This is a genomic window from Streptomyces sp. NPDC036813 (assembly GCF_055609245.1).
Genome location: NZ_JBVJPV010000024.1, coordinates 15432 through 33461 on the forward strand (window position 1 = coordinate 15432; position 18030 = coordinate 33461).

Sequence of the window (18030 nt, forward strand, 5' to 3'; positions counted from 1 at the left end):
CAGGTCGAAGCTCGCCCGTCGCGCACAAATGGCGTACGTGCTCATGCCGAACGCCAGGGCTGCTCAGTAATGTCTGATTTGAGTCCGAGAGCTGACACGTGAGGTGACTGGTGGCGCTGCACAATGCTCAAGAGCAGGCGGCCGATCCCGCCGTCGACATCTTCGCCTCGCCGCTGAGCGAGCGTCCGCTGCCCAAGCGGGCCATGCCGGAGCTGCCCGCCTCGCCGCCCGTCGTCTTCCAACTGCTGCGCAACGAACTGCTGCTGGACGGCAACGCCGCGCAGAATCTTGCCACCTTCTGCACGACCTGGACGGACGACGAGGTCCGCCGCCTGATGGACCTGTGCCTCGACAAGAACATCGTCGACAAGGACGAGTATCCGCAGACAGCGGAGATCGAGTCACGCTGCGTGAACATCCTCGCCGACCTCTGGCACGCCCCGGTCGGCGCCGACGAGGCCAACGCGGTCGGCTGCTCGACCACCGGCTCCAGCGAGGCGGCCATGCTCTGCGGCCTCGCACTGAAGTGGCGCTGGCGGGACCGGCGGCGCGCGGCGGGACAGTCGACGGAGCGTCCGAACCTGGTGTGCGGGCCGGTGCAAGTGTGCTGGGAGAAGTTCGCCCGGTACTTCGACGTGGAGCTGCGGCAGGTGCCCGTGGAGCCCGGCGCGACGGGCCTGCAGCCGCACCAGCTGCGGAAGTACGTCGACGAGAACACCATCGGCGTCGTCGCGATCCTCGGCGTGACCTACACCTGCGCGTACGAGCCGGTCGCGGAGATCGCGGCCGAGCTGGACCGCCTGCAGGTGGAGACCGGCCTCGACGTCCCGCTGCACGTCGACGCGGCGTCGGGCGGGTTCGTCGCGCCCTTCCTCCAACGCGACCTGGTGTGGGACTTCCGGCTGCCGCGGGTCGCCTCGATCAACGCCTCTGGCCACAAGTACGGGATGGCCCCGCTCGGCGTCGGCTGGGCCCTGTGGCGTGACCAGGCCGCACTGCCGGACGACCTTGTCTTCCACGTCGACTACCTCGGCGGCGATATGCCCACCCTCGCCCTGAACTTCTCCCGCCCCGGTGGCCAGGTCGTCGTCCAGTACTTCATGTTCCTGCGTCTGGGGCACGAGGGCTACCGGCGGGTCTACCAGGCCTGCGCCGACACCGCCCAGCACCTCGCGCGGCAGATCGCGGACATGGGCCCCTTCACGTTGCTCTACGACGGTGTGGGGGCGCTGCCGGCCGTCTCCTACACGCTCACCGACCCGGACTCGGTCCGCTGGAGCCTGTACGACCTCTCCGACCTGCTGAGAATGCGCGGCTGGCAGGTGCCGTCGTACCCGCTGCCGCCCGACCGGCAGGAGACCGTCATCCAGCGCGTCCTGATCCGCCACGGGGTCGACCGCGACGAGATCGAGCTCCTCGCCGACGACATGCGTCGAGCCATCAGGCAGCTCGACAAGGGCCGCCCACACGACAAGGACCGTGTCGGGTTCCATCACTGACGCGAAGCACTGACTGTGGGGGCACCCAGCCCGCGCGAGGGGGCAGTCCGGCCGCTGCGCGGGGGACGAGGACGAGAGACGATCGAGGTAGGGCGTACACGCGGCTGTCTGATCGCCGCTTGCCGGGTCTCCCGTCCGCGCGCTTGAGCCGATCGCCGGCCTCCAGGTGAACGATCACCGGGAGAGGAACATGAATTCGTCGAACGGAATTCCGAGGAGCGAGGGCGGCGAGCCACGGGTGCAGTCGTCGGAGCCTGCCGGCCCCCGGGAGTCGGAGGGCGGGTTCGCGGCGCGGCGAGGCGTCGGCCGTGTGCGACGGGCGGCAGAGTGGGGCAGAGGGAAGTACACCGGGTCGTGGGCCGATTCCCTGTGGCAGCGGCTGGACGCGGTGGACTTCATCAGCCAGGCCATGGTGCTGGCCTCCACGCTGCTGCTGTGCGCGGTGCCCTTCTTCTTGATCGTGACTGCTCTGGCCGGGCAGTCGGCGGCATCGTCGCTGTCACATCGCCTGGGCCTCGACGAGCAGGCCGCGGCCGACGTCGGCAAGCTGTTCGCCTCTTCCTCTGCCATTTCCGCCGCGGTGACCGGGCTGTCCTGGGTGTTCTTCGTCCTGGCCGGACTGGCCGGGGCGAAGGCCGTCCAGCAGCTGTACCAGCGGGTGTTCGACGTGCAGGCCCGGGGTGCGGCGGACTCGGTGCGCGCTCTCGTCTGGCTAGCGCTGGTCGTGGGCGTGCTGTTCGCCGTTTGGGCGGGGCCGGGGCTGCGTGGGACCGGTCCGGTGCTGTTCTGGATCATGCACACCGTGTTGAGCATCGGCTTCTTCTGGTTGTCGATGTGGTTCCTGCTGGCCGGGAAGATCGCCTGGCGCAGGCTGTTGCCGTGCGCCGTCGCCACGGGCGTCTGCTGGGTGGGCATGATGGCGGTGTTCGCGGTGATCTTCTCCGGCCTGATCGTCAGCTACGACAAGAGATACGGGTTGATCGGGACCGTGTTCGCGTTGATGTCCTTCTTCATCGCGATCGGGGTGGTTCTGGTCCTGGGGGCGGCACTCGGCCTGGTGTGGACGGAGCACGGCCTGTCGTTCCGGGGCGCCCTGGGCAGGGAGCGGCGCAGGCCTTGACCGGGCCGCGCCCCGACAGCACGCGTCGCCCGGTCCATGGCCCCGGATCTCCCCCGGCGGATCGCGTGGATGGTGCTGCAGGTGGTGGCGTCGGTCGCCGCGCTGCCGGCCGCTACTACGCACATCCCCTGGACCGCGCCTCCACGCCGTTCGCCATCATGGTCCTGGTCGCCGGGCTGCGCACGTTCGTCGTGCGGTCGCCTCCAGAACCGCATGATCATCCGGCGCCGATCCCGGTGGTCCGAGCGGTCGATCGGCTGCCGTGCGGGGTACGTGGGCAGGATCTGGTGTGTGCCTGCTGATCTCGTACCTGATGACCTGTGGGTACGCGTTGGTCCCCTGTTGCCGGTTCGTTCGCCCAGGCGGCATCGGCATCCCGCGGCCCGGCACCGTGCCCGCCCGGGCCTCTCCCCCACCGACGCGCCCCACCTGACGTGCCCCACTGATGCGGACAGCCCCAGGCGAAGATGCCTGGGGCTGCTGCTGTTCGCGCGGGGCAAGCGCGTCTGATCGGACAGACCGCGCACGAGGATGCCGTGGGCGCGCGACGAACTGGTCCTCGCGGACGTCCGCCGCTGCGCCGAGGCGCTTGTTGAACTCGTGGAAGCCCTCAACCGGCTCGCCGTCCACTTCGTACGCACTCCTCGAGCGGGGCGTCGTGGAGGACGGCCCTTTTCTGGTGGGCCTTCAGACAGGCGTGAACGCGTGCCCGTATCCGTCGCTGTCAGCCAGTGCGCCGAGCGCGGGTCAGTGCCAGGCCGCCGAGAGCCGTGCCGATCAGCCCCAGTGCCAGGGCCATGGCGCCGCCGATCACTCCGTTGCCGGTGCCGGGGCCGCCGTCGGCGACGGCCAGGTTCGCCACGCCCATGGCCAGGCCGGCCAGTCCCGCCGCCAGGGCCATGACGGCCCTGCTGCTGCCGATGCCGGGACGATCGGTGGGGCGGGCCAGAGCCAGTCCGCCGATGACCACACCGGCCAGTGCCACGACGGCGGCCGTGGTGCCCACCAGCCTCCCGGAGGTCAGGCCGGTGGTGGCGGCCGACTGGACTGCGATGTGCGCGGCTGCCGACGCGGCAAGCACGGACTGGACTGCCATCAGAGGTCTCCTCGTCTCCTGCGATTCGATGTCGGCCCAGCATGTGGGACGGTCCCGCCGTCAGTCGTCCAGCGGACGCAGACAATCCGTCCTGCTGCCGGTGGTTCATGCGCCTACCGCGGGTGCGGCAGACGACGCGCGGGTACCGCGGGCGCGGTAGGCGGCCGCTCGTTCGTGAGCGGGACTCGCCCGTACGGGCGTCCGGCTAAGGTGCGCCTATGGGCAGAGGACGATTCGGTGTCCCGGCCGGTGTCCGGGACTGGGCGGTCGCCGTCGGCGTGGCGGCGCTGCTGGTGAGCACCGGGCTGTCCGGTGCGAGCTCCACGGCGAACAGCGTCCCGCTCGGCTATGCGCTGCTGGCCGCCGGCGGGCTGGCGCTGGCCGCCGGCCGCCGGGCTCCGCTTCTGGTCCTGGCCGTTACCGGGCTGTGTGCGGTGGGTTATCAGGCGGCCGGGTTCGACGTGCTCGCCGTCTCGTATCTGGTCGGGGTGTACGGCGCGGTGCGGGCCGGACACCGCGCCGTCACCGTGGCGGTATCCCTCGCCACGCTGGCCGCTTCCCACCTGACGGCGCTGGTCTTCCAGGACGAGCCGGTGCGCGAGGCGTTCGGGCGGGGCGGCGGCGTGCTGGAGATCGCCTGGCTGATCGCCGCCTTCGCCGCGGGGGAGGCGGTGCGGCAGGCCGAGCGGCGGGCCGAGGAGGCCGAGCGGACCCGGGAGGAGACCGCGCGACGGCGAGCCGATGAGGAGCGGCTGCGCATCGCGCGGGAGTTGCACGATTCACTCACTCATCAGATCTCGGTCATCAAGGTGCAGGCCGAGGTCGCGGTCCATCTGACCCGCAGACTCGGCAAGCAGGTGCCGGAAGCGATGCTGGCGATCCAGGAGGCGGGCCGTGAGGCCAGCCGGGAACTGCGCGCCACCCTTGAGGCGTTGCGCGACGACGACACGACCCCGCCGCGCGGGCTCGCCGACGTTCCGGAACTGGTGGAGAAGTCCCGGACGTTGGGCCTGGACGCCACGCTGACGATCGACGGGCGGCAGCGCGACGTACCGGCTGCGGTGGACCGTACCGTCTACCGGCTCGTGCAGGAGGCGCTCACCAACGTCGCCCGGCACGCCGACGCCACCACCGCGGTGGTCCGCATCGACTGCCTTCCGGATTCCCTCGCCATACGCATCGACGACGATGGCAAGGCGACCTCGGCCACCGCCCCGCTGCCCGGCCTCGGGCTACTCGGCATGCGCGAACGTGTCACCGCCCTCGGCGGCCGGCTACGCGCGGAACCACGTGACGGGGGCGGCTTCAGCGTCCAGGCCGAACTCCCCGTGGACCGGACATCGTGATCCGTGTCCTGCTGGTCGACGACCAGCCCCTCATCCGCAGCGGATTCCGCGCCCTCCTCGACCTCGAGGACGACATCGAGGTGGTGGCCGAGGCCGCCAACGGCAGCGAGGGCCTGGAACTCGCCAAGGAGCACCTGCCCGATGTCGCGCTCATCGACATCCAGATGCCGGTCGTCGACGGCATCGAGGCAACCCGGCACATCGCCGCGGACCCGGCCCTGGCCGCGGTGCACGTGGTCATCCTGACCAACTACGGCTTGGACGAGTACGTCTTCGACGCCCTGCGCGCCGGCGCTGCCGGATTCCTGGTCAAGGACGTCGTGCCGGAGGACTTCCTGCACGCCGTGCGTGTCGCCGCTCGTGGCGACGCCCTGCTCGCGCCCTCGATCACCCGCAAGCTGATCAACCGTTACGTCACCCAGCCGCTCCCCACCGGCACCGGCACGGGGCTGGAGGAGCTGACGAGCCGCGAACGCGAGGCCGTTGTCCTGGCCGCGCAGGGTCTGTCCAACGACGAGATCGCCGACCGCATGGCGATCAGCCCGCTGACCGCGAAAACCCACATCAATCGGGCCATGACCAAGCTCCAGGCCCGTGACCGGGCCCAACTCGTGGTCGTCGCCTACGAGTCAGGCTTGGTGACCCCGCGCACATCTTGACCGTGCGTCACGCACGTCATGTGCGGAGCTGGGGCAGGACGTCGCGCGCAGCGGGGCGGTGAACGTCCGGCCCGGATCGCGCAGGTGTGACCGTGCGCCGGGGTCGGCGCCGATGGACATCTCCGATGCTCAGCCCTTCGGTATGTCGAGGGTTCCGCATCGGAACGGCGGGGGTGGACCCGTGGGGTGACGCCGAGTGTGGCTCTGCTTTGGGTGGCTGCCTTCGCTCGGCCTGCGAGCGACCTCGTCTGCTCAGGTCATGGTGTCGAGGATCTCCTGCACCATGTCGAGCGAGGTGGCAGGGTGCAGGAAGGCAAGCCTGCCAACGGTCCGACCCTCCCACCTGGTGGGAGCGACGAAGCCGGTCTGGCCGGCGAGGAGCCGCTCAGACCAAGCCTCGTAGTCGTCGGTTACCCAGCCGGTGCGGTGGAAGAGAACGACGGAGAGCTCAGGGTGGCGGAGCAGTTCGAGGTGGGGAGCGCGGCGTATGAGCTCGGCGGCTTCGGCGGCGAGCGTGAGGGCGCTTTCAATGGCGGCTGTGTATGCCTGTGTTCCGTGCACGGCGAGGGAGAACCACAGCGGCAGCCCCCTGGCGCGCCGGGACAGATGGTAGGCGTAGTCCGCCGGGTTCCATTCGGTGTGGCTGCCGGTCGGGAGAGCGTCGAGGTAGGACGCCTGCTGTGTGTGAGCCGCCTTGGCCTGCGCGGGGTTCCGATAGAGGAGAGCGGCACAGTCGAATGGGGCGAAGAGCCACTTGTGTGGGTCGATGACGAGGGAGTCGGCGTGCTCGATCCCGCGGTAGCGGTGTCGCACGCTCGGGGCGAGCAGGCCGGCTCCGCCGTAGGCACCGTCGACGTGTAGCCACAGGCCGAAGTCGCGGGCGACCTGAGCGATGCCGTCGAGGTCGTCGACGATGCCGGCGTTGGTCGTGCCGGCGGTGGCGACCACGCCGATGACATCGTCGGGATCGGTGTTCGCGCGCAGGGCGGCCCGGAGGGCGTCCCCCGTGAGGCGGTGGTCTGTCGTGGGCACCAGGAAGGGCTCGACGCCGATGATGCGCAGTGTGTTGTGTATGGAGGAGTGTGCCTGGTCGGACAAGGCGATCCTGACTGGTGCTCGGTCGCCGAGGCCGCGGGCGCGTCGTCCTGCGTCGCGGGCGGTCACGAGTGCGGACAGGTTTCCGGCCGAGCCTCCGGAGACGAAGCAGCCGCCCGCCTGAGCCGGCATCCCGGCCAGGTCCGCGATCAGTCGCAGGACCTGGTTCTCCGCGGCGACCGGTCCGGCGGCGAGCTGCCAGGAGACGCCTTGGATGGACGAGCAGGAGACGAGCATGTCGAAGAGAACCGCGGCTTGGGTGGGAGCGGCGGGAACGCAGGACAGGAAGCGCGGGCTGTCGCAGGCGATGACCGTGGGCGCGAGGTGCTCAACGTACAGACGCAGCACGTCCTCGGGGTCGTTCCCTTCGGCCCTGATCAGTCCGGACAGCGCGGCGCCCGCCGCTGGCTGCGGACCCTCATGACGGCGTGGGCCGTGTCCGAGGACAGTGCGGAATCGGCGGTCCTGCTGCTGAGCGAACTGGTCAGCAACGCCGTTCTGCACGCCCGCAACACCTTCCGGGTGCTGGTCACAGCCCGGCTGCGGTGGGGCCTGCTGGAGTGCGAGGTCGAGGACCAGGAGCTGGGGGCCGGGGCGCGGCGGGTGCGGTGCGGGAGAGGACGGCGCGCCGGCAAGCCCTGGTCCGGTCGGTCGCGAGGTCGCGTCCCTGCGGGGCAGCCGGACAGCGGACACAGCCGTCGAGGATCCGGCCGAGTCCGGACGAGGGGTGCCCCTGCTGGACGCGCTCGCCGGTGCGTGGGGGGGGTCCGCCACCACACCCGGGGGAAGACGGTCTGGTTCGTGCTGCCGACACACGGCTGCCCCGACGACGCAGCGGTCGGGGCCGAGCCCTCCGACAGCTTCACCGACGGTCGCGGCGCTGCCTGACCGGCAGTTGGGAAGACCGCCGGGCCACGACCGGCACGGCGGTGACAGGTCATGATCAGAACTACGTCGGTAGATAACGACGAATAGCTGTGAGTAGCACCTTCAGATCAGCCCCTGGGCGAGGTTGTCGGTGACTCGCTGGAGCACGGAGACCGCGGTCGCGTACTCCGCCTCCGTGATGTCGCCGAGGAGTTCCGCACGCACCCGGTCCATCTGTTCCTTCGCCGTCGCCAGGCCCTCGCGTCCCTGCTCTGTGAGGGCCACCCGGCCGCGCGTGCCGATGCCGAGCCAGTCCCGGTGCACGAGGGCGTCGGCGGCGTGGACCATCACCCGGGCACCCATGCCGTAGGGCACGGCCAAGGAGCGGATCTCCTCCCTGCTGAGGCCGTGCTCGGCCCGGACGATGTTGTTGAGCGCCCACCACTGGGGCTGGGTCATGTCGATGCGTGCCAGGCGGCCTGCGAGTGCCGCAGGATCGCCTCGGTGGCGCCCCAGGCGACCAGGGCGATGGGCCGCTGGCCGAGCGTGGTGGTGCTGTGCTGCGGGGTGCTTACGGTCGTCGTGATCGCCAAGCTAGGACCTCAAGTGCGGTTGAGGTCAAGGCGGGTTCAGATCATCACAGCTGCGACGGTGGGCAGCTGAAGTGGGTGAGCATGTGGGGGTCTCGCCGGGGAATCTCCTGCATTTCCGCGAGGGGCTTGCGTTCAGCCGCGAGTCGTTCGCACAGCCGTCCCGCGGCGAGCGGTGCTCGCCGATGGGCCGGCCCTGCTCGCGCTGCGCCAGTTGAGGGACACCCTGGCCGAACAGGACCTGTCCGGCGGATCTTGTCGTGTGCAGAGACCCGCGAGTCATCCGGATGCGACCCTGCCGCCGGACAGGCCCTGGTCCACCGGCGCCGAGAAGATCAGGCGGGTTTCCGTGGTGCGGTATCCGGCGCGGGTGAACGCTGCCGCCATGGGGCGGTTGCCCAGGTCGGTCGTGGCGGTGACGCGCTCCGCGCCCTCCGCCGCCTGGAAACGGGTGATGGCGGCCAGGATCTCCGAGACGTAACCTCGGCCGCGCAGTTCGGGGACGACGCCGAGGTAGCCGACGTTGCGGCTGTACGGCGTGGCCGACGGGATGGCGAGCCCGGCCAGGGCGCCGTCCTTGGTGTGCGCGAGACGCCACCACTCCCGCTTGCCGGGCCGATCGAGATAGAACCGCAGGCTCTCGCGGGCGGTGGCCTCGGGTCCGTTGGCCGCCTCGCTCTCGATGGTGTGGGCGTCCAGCGAACCCTCGGAGACCCGCCGCATCGCCTGGAGGAAGACCTCGTCGTCCGGCTCCGGGGAGAACACCAGCCGTTCCGGGGCGGGGGGCAGCGGTGCCTCGGGCGTCCACTCGAACTGCAGCCGCTCCACCTCGACGCTCAGACCGGCCCGGCGGGCGGCCTCCTGGCGCCAGGCCACGGCGGTGACGTGCTCGGGGTCGTCCCGCCACCCGCCCGGCAGCTTCATCAGGTTGTAGAGCGGCGGGGCCGCGGCGCCCGCCTCCCTGAAGGCCCGGTGCCCCGCGTCGAGGAGGGCCGCGGCCAGCGTGGCCCGCTCGGCCCCGGGCACCTCGTCGGCGACCGCGAGGCAGTCGAGCGCGATCGGGTGCGCGCTGTCGCTCTGCCCCCACCACAGGGCACGGGCCAGCACCTGTCCGTCCGGACCCCAGGCCGCCCAGGTCCACTCCGGGCGGTACTGGCGCAGGGCCGCCTCCTCCCGGTACGCGTCCGCGGACAACTGCCACACGGGCTCCGCGGAGGTGAGGGCCAGGACGAGGTCGAGCTCGGCGCCGGTACCCGGCACGGCGGACAGACGGGGAACGGCACTGCTGGGCAGGGGCATGCAGGCACCTTTCGGGGTGACCGGTGATCGGGAGTCGCTGTGATCGCGGTGATCCTTCCAGGGGTGCCGGTGCGGGGCAATGGCATTACAGGGAAGGCGGCGGCCGCCGGGCGATGGGTGGGCCCACGACCACCGGTGGGTAATCGTGCCGTGGTGGTCGGACCGGATCCTGCGACTGTCGGGCTGGTGCGTCGTTTTGCTCGGCGTGGGGCGGGGTGATCTGACGACTGCGGAGCGGGTGCGGCCGGAGCCCCATCTGCCGCCTGCCGGGCCACGCAGCGGTAGATGACGAGAGGCGGCGAGCGACCCGGGCATGGACCACTTGGACAAGGGCTGTTCACTCAGCGGCGAGGCGAAGAGGTCGACGGCCGGAACGGCCGCCGGTTCCTGAGCACGGTGCAGAGCCACCGCTGCACTTCACTGTGTCGGTCCACGGTCCGAGTCGGGAGTTACGGGCACGACGGAAGCCCAAAGCCTTCAGCGCTACGCGGGCAGTCGTTCCCTCATCCAGTCCGGAGCACACCACTGCGCCCGGACGCCGCACGCGACGCCGCCCGCGGCGGACACCAGGCCCGGGCGGGACGCATCCAGGCCCGGCGTCGGGCCGGAGCGCGTCACCCGCTCGATGAAGGCGCTGGGCATCCCGGAAGGGCGCCATGCGCAGGGGTCGGGCCCCGCTCAGCGTGCCAGGCTCCTTCAGGAGTTCCCGGGCGCCGCGTAGACCGCCTTGCTGGTGGCCACTGTGGTCCTCGGGAACAGCCGTCAGCCGGCCGGGAGCTTGTCCACCGCGGTCTTGATGTGCCGGTCCCTAAGGACGGGGTGTCTTGTTCGTCGCGTTCCTCGGGATCGGTCAGGCCCCGGCTCGACATGCCGAGCCTGCAAGGGTCCGGTCCATGCTGGTCAGCAGGCTCGGACAGGGGGGAAGCGCGGTGTGGACGAAGTTCTGCGCGAGGACCTCGTCCGGGTGGAACAACTCCCCCCGGGCATTGCGGCCCACATGGTCCAGGTACGTCTCCCAGAGGTCGCTGCCGGGGGACATCGGATACCTCAGCGGCCGGCCGTCGGGTCCCGCGTCCACCAGCCAGTCGGCGCCCTCCTGCTTCAGCGCGAGGAACGACCAGGTGACGTAGGGGAAGAAGCTGCCTCCCCGGTAGGGGATGTCGGCGGTCAGCAGCGGCAGCAAAGCGCGTTCCGTGGGGGCCTGCGCTGCGCCGCGGGGCGCGGGGACGGGGAGCGTGATGGACACGTCGAGGTTGGGGGTGTCCGGGTTGGTGATCCGTAGCCGGGGAAGAGTGGCGGCGGAGTCGGGATCGGGCCACGGTACGTCGGGGAGTGGGACCGGGGTGTCGAGCTGTGTGTAGCCGATGAGTTGATACAGGGCCCTGCGTTCCTGCGGCCGGTTCTTGCTGATCACGTGGAACAGCTCGTGCAGGAGGATGTCGCGCAGGGCGGTGGTGTTGCTGCGGGGGAAGAGGGGGTCGGCGCCGGGGGTGGGTCCCAGTGCGGGGGTGATCTTGCCGGCGGGCAGGACGACGGTGTCGGTGTGCCGGGTGTAGGCAGCCCTGCCTTCTTCCTGGCCGGTGGTCTTCACCAGGTGGACGACCGCTGGCAGGAGGTTGGGCCAACGGCCCGTCAGGAGGGTGTCGATCTCGCTGGTCAGGTCTGCGAGGAGTTCGGTCTCCTGTGTCGTCCAGGCCATCACTTGCGCGGTGACGTAGTCGAGGTAGAGCGGTGTGCGCACGACGATGTGGGGGTCGGGGAGGCAGACGCGGGCGCGTCGGTCGAAGTCGCTGAGGTTGGTGACGAAGTCGTCGGCGGTGCCGAGCCGTTCTCGTCCGGTGGTGCGGGACGCGGCGATGACGCGGGTCGTTCCGATGGTGCCGACGGTCACGTCGCCGGGCTCTTCGGCCATGGGGGCTCCTGTCGGGAACGAGGGACGGGCAGGGGGCCTGGGGCGGGTCAGGGGGTTTCGGCGAGGCGGAATCCGACGGCGTAGATGGCCTTCGGGTACCAGCCGTGGCGGCGGCGGCAACGGGCCAGGTCCGCGTAGCGGGTGAAGCTGCCGCCGCGGGCGATGCGGTAGGGGCGTCCGTCGGCCAGCAGATCGTCGGGGACGCGCCGGCCACCCCGGTAGGGGCGGTAGTGGTCGCTGACGTACTCCTCGACGTTGCCGCCCATGTCGTCCGCGCCGAACGGGCTGCGTCCCGCGGGGTGGACGCCCACGGGGGTGGTGCTCAGCGGGCCGGTCTCCACTGTGTTCGCGGTGCCCCCGGCGAGGTGGTTGCCCCAGGGGTACTCGCGGCCGTCGCCGCCGCTGGCGGCGTACTCCCACTCCGCTTCGGTGGGTAGGCGGAAGCGGCGTCCCGTGCGGCGCGAGAGCCAGGCGGCGTAGGCGTCGGCCGCGTGGGGCGGCACCGTCCACACGGGGTGGTTGGACAGGTGCAGAGGATGGATGCCGAACTGCCAGGAGCTGGGCAGCCAGGGGGCCTTCGTCTCCAGCAGGAACGTGCGGTACTCGGTGTTGGTGACCGGATAGCGGGCGATGCGGAAGGAGGCGATGTCGGCGGTGTACTCGGGGGTCTCCTTGGCGATCCACTCGCGGCGGACACCGACGTGCCGCCAGGCCGCGGCGACGGAGTCCACACGGTCCGGGGACAGGCCCAGCCGCACCTGCGCAGCGGGGATGTCGAGCATGGCGGGGCCCTCCTGTCTCCAATCGAGCGGTAGTGGGGCGTACCACCCGGCGGATGGCACTTGCGGCGCTCCCGGCGACAGAGCACGGGGAGCAGATCGAGGGCCGGCTGCGCGGCAGCCGTCACGGGGCACCGGCCGCATCCCGGGGGACGGGTCGGCGAAGGCAGACAGCGGTCGTGAGGGCCATGCGGTGCAAGGGCAGGTCGGCCCACGACGGCACGACGGCGGCAGGTCAGGCTGAGCCGGCCGGTGAGCGGGCCGAGGCCAGGCTCTCGAGCAGGGCGGCCAGCCGGCCGGCCAGCACGGAACCGGGACCGCTCTGCTGCGGGTCCGACAGCCAGTCGGCGTACGGGACGACGAAGGGGTCACCGATGGGCTGCGCCCCGCAGCGCACGAGGATCTGCCGGAGGCGTTCCTGGGCCGTGCGTGCTCCGCCGGGACCGGGAGACGCGCTCAGGGTCACCACCGGTTTGCCCGTGAGGGGGCTGTTCCCCCACGGGCGGGACAGCCAGTCGAGAGAGTTCTGCAGTACACCGGACGGCGCCCCGTTGTACTCCGGTGTCGCGATGACCAGACCGTCACACTCCTGTACGGCGTTCTTGGCCCGCACGACTTCGGCCGGAGTGTTCTCCGTCTCCCGGTCTCCGTCGTAGAAAGGAAGGCCGTGAACGTCGAGAAAGCATGTTTCGATGTGCGGGGAGAGGCTGCCGGCGATGTCTTCCATTGCGTACAGCAGGCGCCTGTTCAGAGATTTGCTCCGGATGCTTCCGGACAGCAGAAGGAATCGGTACGACATGGCCTCTCCGATCACGCATGGCCAACAGATGGGAACCGAAAAGCAGATTTCTGTCTGCTTGAGCGGGTCCCGCGGCTGACGCTTAAAAAGTGGCAGATTCGCGGCATGCCTGTCTACGGAAATGGTGATCCTGCGCTGGTCAGGGTGGGCCCGCGCGAGTAAACCTACAGGTCATCACGCGGCCGACCCGGATAACTCACTACTTCGTGGTAAGCGGTAGCGCCCTTCTCGTTGCATGGCGCAATCACGGCGCATTGAATGGAAACGTTCCTGCGGCAACGAGGAGCGAAGTCGCCGTCGTTGCGCGACGCGGGCCGCAGGGGTGGCGCAAATCCGATTGCTGCACACAGGGTTGGGGTACGTCGGCGGCCGGCCGTGACGTGAGGCCCATTCGATGCCGGAAAATTTCCCTCGACGAGAGACACGTCGACGGCGATGGCGTAGGTCGTCACGGTCGTCATGAGGTCCGCTCTCCACGGGAAGACCCCGGCCGCCAGGTGACCGGCGCGCCAGGATGCGCCGCGCCCATTCGGCGTGGCTGCAGTAGCGGGGTGCCAGACCCTCCGGACGGCAGCGGGTCACGCCTGACCCCCCTCGCCCGGCCGACCTCCCAGCGACACTGCCGGGACAGCCGCTGGAGAGCGGACGACAAACGCCGTTGGGCGGCCCGCACGCCTACAGCAGAGTGAAGTCCGCCCAGTCGAAGCCGGGCGCCACTACGCAGGTGACGAGTACGGGTTCGCTGCCGAGAGGTCGTGCGGTCTGCCACCGCCCGGCCGGCACGACGGCCCACAACGTCTGTCCAGCGGCCCGTTCAGGTCCGAGAAGGGCCGGGGAGGCTTGATCATCCGGTTCGGCTGCGTGCGTGAGGGCCAGTGCGCTGCCGCTCTGCCACAGCCATAGCTCGTCGCTGGCGACACGATGCCAGCGGGAGTGCTCCCCGGGCGTCAGCAGGAAGTGGACAGCCGTGGCGGCGGCACGCCGCCCGCGAGCAGTGTCGACCTCCTCACCTGCCCACAGTCTCCGGTACCAGCCGCCCTCCGGGTGCGGCTCGAGACCGAGTTCTGCGATGAGTGCCCGCCAGGCACTGTCACGGGCACCTTCTCGCGCCATGGGTTCGTCCTTCTGGAGGGTGTCCCGCAACGCTAGTGGCATCACCTGCTGTCATGTCCGTACGAGCGGTGCCCGGCGTGGCGGGCCGCAGTGTCGCCCCCTCCAAAACAGCGCGTTGCAGAATGCCGTGACGAGCCCGGGGGGATCTGGGCATTTCCCTCGTTTGCGTGCGGTGTTGCGGGCCGAGCCGTCGCAGGTGGAGACGTTCACGGGGCTGCAGGTGAAGCAGTTCGAGCGGTGGTTGAACGTGGTGCGACAGCGGGGCGGCGACCTGGCCATGCGGCAGCTCGCGCTGCTGTTCGGGGCCTCGCCGTTCACAGTGTGCCGGGTCATCCAGCGGCTGCGGCCGCTCCCCGCGCTCGGGCCACTCTCTCGTCCCGTCGTTGCCGCGGACCGGCTGTGGATCGTGGACGGCACGCTGGTCCCGGTCCGTGACCGTAGGAGTATCGCAGGGCCCGCACGCCGGTCGAGCATGCGATCGGCCGGCTGAAGCACTACAAGATCCTTTTGTTCTGTCTGCTGGTACCGTGCGCGCCATGTCGAACCGCTTGAAGCGCACCCTGGTGTCCGCCACCAGAGGAACCGCAATGGTCTTCGTGCTTGCCGCGTTCTGGATCAGTCGGGGTGCTTCGCCATCTGCGGTGGTCCCATGGGCGCTCGGCTTCGCTGCTCTGTTCGCTGCGATCACCTGGTACACGTGGTGGTTCTACGGCGACTCTCCAAAGGCACTCGATCTGCAGGCGAAGGCAGAAGCGAAGAAAGCCCAACGCTTCGTCCAGTGAGCCGTCTCGACATGCCTGCTGTGCGGGCTGGTTCGCGTGTCCTTGGGTTGCCCCAGCGGGGCTACGGGTCTGGGGTTCAACCCGGGCGTCCACAGCCGACCAGGGGGCGTGCGTGTGGCGCCTGTGGTCTGTTGCGGCCCTTGGATGGCTACTGGACATGCCCGAAAGGCGTTCCCCGACTTCCTGCGCCTGCTGGGCAAGCATGCCGGCCGCGGGGCACCCGAGGCCGCGCCGGACCGGCGGTAGAGTCGTCGGCCGTGACCGACACCGCCGCACCGGACCACGCCGCCATCGCCGAACTCCTGTCCGCGGTACGGGAATCGGCCAGGCGACTCAGCGTCACGCTGGGCACGCTGACCGACGCGCAGGCCCACGGCCCCTCCACGCTCCCGGGGTGGAGCCGAGCCCACGTCCTCACGCACCTCGCCCGCAGCGCGGACGCCTACGGCTGGCTGCTGACCCTGGCCCGCACCGGCAGGGAACCCGGGCCCCGGACCGACGCCGCCGCCCTGGACCGAGCCCTGCACGAGGGCGCCGAACGCGATGCGGCCGCCCTGGCAGCCGATCTGCGTGGCAGCATGGACCGGCTGCTGGAAGATGCGGAGGCCATGCCCGCGGACCGCTGGCCCACGCTGGTCTTTGCCCTCGCGGGATGGCGGCAGCCCGCCTGGTTCACGCTGTGCCGCGCCTGGCGGGAACTGGAAACCCACCACGTCGACCTGGACCTGGGCTACTCCCCCGCCGACTGGCCCACCGAGTACGTCGCCTGGGCCCTGACGGAGACAGTCGCGACGCTGGTCGCCCGTCGCTTCCCCCTCGCCCGTATCGAAGCCACCGATCTCCGGCGCGCCTGGCCCCTCGCCCCTACCGGCCCGACCGCGACCGGTCCCGGCCACGCGCTCCTGGCCTGGCTGTCCGGCCGCGCCCCCGGCACGCTCCTGCAGTCCGACGGCGATCTGCCGGACCCACCGCCCTGGCCGCTGCCGCCGGCGCCCGGCTGGTCCTGAGCCCGGACCCGGACGCGGTCACACGCCGTCCCCGGCCACGTCGTCCAACGTGGCCGCGTAGTAGTCGCGACGAAGCGGGTGCGAGCCTCCGAGCGCCCGGTACAAGCAGGGAAGTACGTCGTGGGGGCTACAGGCCGGCAGCATCGCGTGCCCGTATCAGGACATGCCCTCAGGGCGGTGAACTTCTCCCGACCGCGGAGACGTGGGTGCTGGCATGATGACGTCCATGACTGCATACCGAGAGGCAGATGCCGCGTAGACGGCCTGGCGCCCTGCGCGTCGAACAGCATGGCCCTCGCGCCTGGGAGTGCCCGCCGCCGGATCGAATCCACGGGCTATCTGCCCGCACCAGCCTCGCGATACATCAAGTGGAGAGGCTGTCGGCCGACTATTACGTCTTTCTCGGTGCCACGGACCGTGCGCTGCGGTGTTACCAAGCGTTTCTGGAACCGCCCGGACGTCGGCCTCTCTATCCGCGGGACGCGGAGTGCTCGTGCCGCGGCTGTTCCTTTGACGATGTCAGGCATGCCCGGAACGTGCTTCAGCTGGTCCTGGAGCAACTCCCTGTCCGGGCTCGTACCGAGCTGGAGCGCCAAGTGGTCTCTCTGGACGCTGTGTACCTCAAGCGCACCCTTCCCGGCCCGTTCGCGGACTGCCGGCAGTGGCGTTCTGACCTTTGGTGGCGTCGTCGGCTCACGGGAGGCAGGGAGGCTGGGTGAAAGCCCGAGAGGCTTGATCCCATGGTGGGCACACGAACAGTCGGCAGGCGGCGCAATCCGCGCAGCTCGTGCAGCACCGTCGCGGGACGGACAGTCAGGGGCAGATCGGGCTGTAGCCGGGGGCGTCCTCGCCGGGCTAGGGCCCGTCTTCTTCCGCCGCTCTGCTGTCCGGCCGACTCTCACTCATCGGCTCCGGAGCGGGCGCGTTCTTCACCCCAAGACACCACACGTCCCGCAGGAACCCCGCGGCCTGCGCCTTCGTTGAACGCGTGCTGTCCGCGGCGACGAGCACCGCGACCAGGCCGCGCACCTCCTCCGCGTCGGAAGCGCCGGGTCAAGGTCCGCCCGCTGCGGCGCACCCTCAAGATCCACCCTGCGGCTCCAGCCGGCGTTCACCCAGCTACGAGGCTCGCCGCGACCCGGCCCCGAGGCCGCGACCGCGCCATTCAGCACCCCGGCAACGTCTGCGGCGCTCATCCTCATCGTCCCGGCGATCGCCTTCACCGACCGACCCTGCTGCTCAAGCAGCCGCACCCGCGCAACAAGCGACTCATCCACTGGTCGAAGCCCCGGCTGACGCAGAACCCCTGAGGTCGGAGCACTGTTCTATTCTCGCCTCCGCACGGGGTGATGGTCACTCCGGGATTCCGGAAGGACGCGGACATGCAGTGGTCGTGGCAGTGGTTGAGGCGGATCTGGTCGGATTCGCGGGGGGCGGTGCGTGGGCGTCCGGTCGTCTTCGGCGTGGGACTCGGGGTCGTGGTCGCCGCCGCGGTGGCGGCGGTCTTCCTGTGGCCGTCCACAGGGAAGGACGATGTGAAGCCGACGGCGCGGGCCTACCGCGACGTGGACGCCTGTCTGCTCACCGACAGCCGCGGAATCTCACCGGGTCTACCGGCCGCGCCGGTGTGGGCCGGCATGCAGGACGCCTCCCTTGCGACCAAGGCGCGGTCGAGTTTCCTGCCGGCGATGGGTCCGGACACCCAGGCGAACGTCGTACCGTACGTCAACTCGCTGATACAGCAGCACTGTTCGGTGGTGGTAGCCGTGGGCTCGACGCCGGTGAACGCCGTCCGTTCGGTGGCGCCCCAACAGAAGGGCGTGCATTTCGTCGTCGTGGGCGACGGGGCGGATTCCGCGAACGTCTCGGTGGTGCGGGAGGGCGACTCGACGAAGGTGAGGGAGCACGTGCGTGAACTTCTCACCTCTCTGACCCGAGCGTCCTGACACGTCCCCTTCGAGGAGTTCAATCCGCATACCGACCAGGGGCATTGGACTGGTCGGACAACGGTTGCCTTGTACCCAGTAAGGATCACGTAAGAAGATCGACTGACTGTAGTCAGAACGT

At 70.2% G+C, this 18030-nt stretch carries 16 protein-coding genes and 1 pseudogene; 8 read left to right on the forward strand and 9 right to left on the reverse strand.

The features are described 5' to 3' along the window. The first annotated feature begins 110 nt into the window (after window positions 1–110). Both ACZ67Q_RS35690 and ACZ67Q_RS35695 read left to right on the forward strand, forming a co-directional pair. On the forward strand, window positions 111–1499 hold the full coding sequence (locus ACZ67Q_RS35690) for a glutamate decarboxylase (protein WP_471190684.1): 1389 nt from the start codon (window positions 111–113) through the stop codon (window positions 1497–1499). A gap of 310 nt (window positions 1500–1809) precedes the next feature. Continuing rightward, window positions 1810–2619 (forward strand): hypothetical protein, encoded by an 810-nt coding sequence (locus tag ACZ67Q_RS35695; protein WP_471190686.1) that lies wholly within the window; start codon window positions 1810–1812, stop codon window positions 2617–2619. Between the two features lie 724 nt (window positions 2620–3343). Here ACZ67Q_RS35695 and ACZ67Q_RS35700 read toward each other — a convergent pair. Beyond that, on the reverse strand, window positions 3344–3715 hold the full coding sequence (locus tag ACZ67Q_RS35700; protein ID WP_471190688.1) for a DUF6223 family protein: 372 nt from the start codon (window positions 3713–3715) through the stop codon (window positions 3344–3346). A 218-nt stretch (window positions 3716–3933) separates the two neighbouring features. Here ACZ67Q_RS35700 and ACZ67Q_RS35705 point away from each other — a divergent pair, with 218 nt between their 5' ends. Then, entirely contained in the window at window positions 3934–5061 is a 1128-nt protein-coding gene (locus tag ACZ67Q_RS35705) for a sensor histidine kinase (RefSeq protein ID WP_471190690.1), read from the forward strand. After that, window positions 5058–5720, forward strand: a complete 663-nt coding sequence (locus ACZ67Q_RS35710; RefSeq protein ID WP_471190692.1) for a response regulator — start codon at window positions 5058–5060, stop codon at window positions 5718–5720. Before ACZ67Q_RS35705 ends, ACZ67Q_RS35710 begins: the two co-directional genes overlap by 4 nt. Before the next feature lie 252 nt (window positions 5721–5972). On the opposite strand, the gene ACZ67Q_RS35715 is transcribed toward ACZ67Q_RS35710, so the two are convergent. The 8 genes from ACZ67Q_RS35715 to ACZ67Q_RS35750 form a co-directional block, all read right to left on the reverse strand. After that, window positions 5973–7319, reverse strand: coding sequence for a pyridoxal phosphate-dependent decarboxylase family protein (locus tag ACZ67Q_RS35715; RefSeq protein WP_471190693.1), 1347 nt, complete (start codon window positions 7317–7319; stop codon window positions 5973–5975). 486 nt (window positions 7320–7805) lie between these two features. Next, complete coding sequence (locus ACZ67Q_RS35720) at window positions 7806–8141, reverse strand: hypothetical protein (RefSeq protein ID WP_471190694.1); 336 nt, start codon at window positions 8139–8141, stop codon at window positions 7806–7808. Next, a complete protein-coding gene (locus ACZ67Q_RS35725; RefSeq protein WP_471190696.1) occupies window positions 8138–8275 on the reverse strand; it encodes a hypothetical protein in 138 nt (45 codons plus the stop codon). The genes ACZ67Q_RS35720 and ACZ67Q_RS35725 overlap by 4 nt, the downstream gene beginning before the upstream one ends. Window positions 8276–8551: 276 nt before the next feature. Further along, window positions 8552–9571: a GNAT family N-acetyltransferase gene (locus ACZ67Q_RS35730; protein ID WP_471190698.1), complete on the reverse strand. Its 1020-nt coding sequence runs from the start codon at window positions 9569–9571 to the stop codon at window positions 8552–8554. Between the two features lie 850 nt (window positions 9572–10421). Further along, entirely contained in the window at window positions 10422–11483 is a 1062-nt protein-coding gene (locus ACZ67Q_RS35735; protein WP_471190700.1) for a hypothetical protein, read from the reverse strand. Window positions 11484–11530: 47 nt separating this feature from the next. Next, window positions 11531–12265 (reverse strand): formylglycine-generating enzyme family protein, encoded by a 735-nt coding sequence (locus tag ACZ67Q_RS35740; protein ID WP_471190702.1) that lies wholly within the window; start codon window positions 12263–12265, stop codon window positions 11531–11533. A 232-nt stretch (window positions 12266–12497) separates the two neighbouring features. Continuing rightward, window positions 12498–13061 carry an NADPH-dependent FMN reductase gene (locus ACZ67Q_RS35745; protein ID WP_471190704.1) on the reverse strand — a complete coding sequence of 188 codons (564 nt, stop codon included), beginning with the start codon at window positions 13059–13061 and terminating at the stop codon, window positions 12498–12500. Window positions 13062–13736: 675 nt separating this feature from the next. Next, window positions 13737–14174, reverse strand: a complete 438-nt coding sequence (locus ACZ67Q_RS35750) for a cupin domain-containing protein (RefSeq protein ID WP_471190706.1) — start codon at window positions 14172–14174, stop codon at window positions 13737–13739. A 163-nt stretch (window positions 14175–14337) separates the two neighbouring features. On the opposite strand from ACZ67Q_RS35750, the pseudogene ACZ67Q_RS35755 reads away from it, so the two are divergent. The 4 genes and pseudogenes from ACZ67Q_RS35755 to ACZ67Q_RS35770 all read left to right on the forward strand — a co-directional run. Further along, window positions 14338–14616, forward strand: a pseudogene (locus ACZ67Q_RS35755) (IS5/IS1182 family transposase); the annotation flags it as partial. Window positions 14617–14710: 94 nt separating this feature from the next. Then, a complete protein-coding gene (locus ACZ67Q_RS35760; protein ID WP_471190708.1) occupies window positions 14711–14956 on the forward strand; it encodes a hypothetical protein in 246 nt (81 codons plus the stop codon). A 257-nt stretch (window positions 14957–15213) separates the two neighbouring features. Further along, a complete protein-coding gene (locus ACZ67Q_RS35765) occupies window positions 15214–15963 on the forward strand; it encodes a maleylpyruvate isomerase family mycothiol-dependent enzyme (protein WP_471190710.1) in 750 nt (249 codons plus the stop codon). 1382 nt (window positions 15964–17345) lie between these two features. Beyond that, the gene (locus ACZ67Q_RS35770) at window positions 17346–17909 is read left to right on the forward strand and encodes a BMP family ABC transporter substrate-binding protein (protein ID WP_471190712.1); all 564 of its coding nucleotides are present in this window, start codon (window positions 17346–17348) and stop codon (window positions 17907–17909) included. The last annotated feature ends 121 nt before the right edge of the window (window positions 17910–18030 follow it).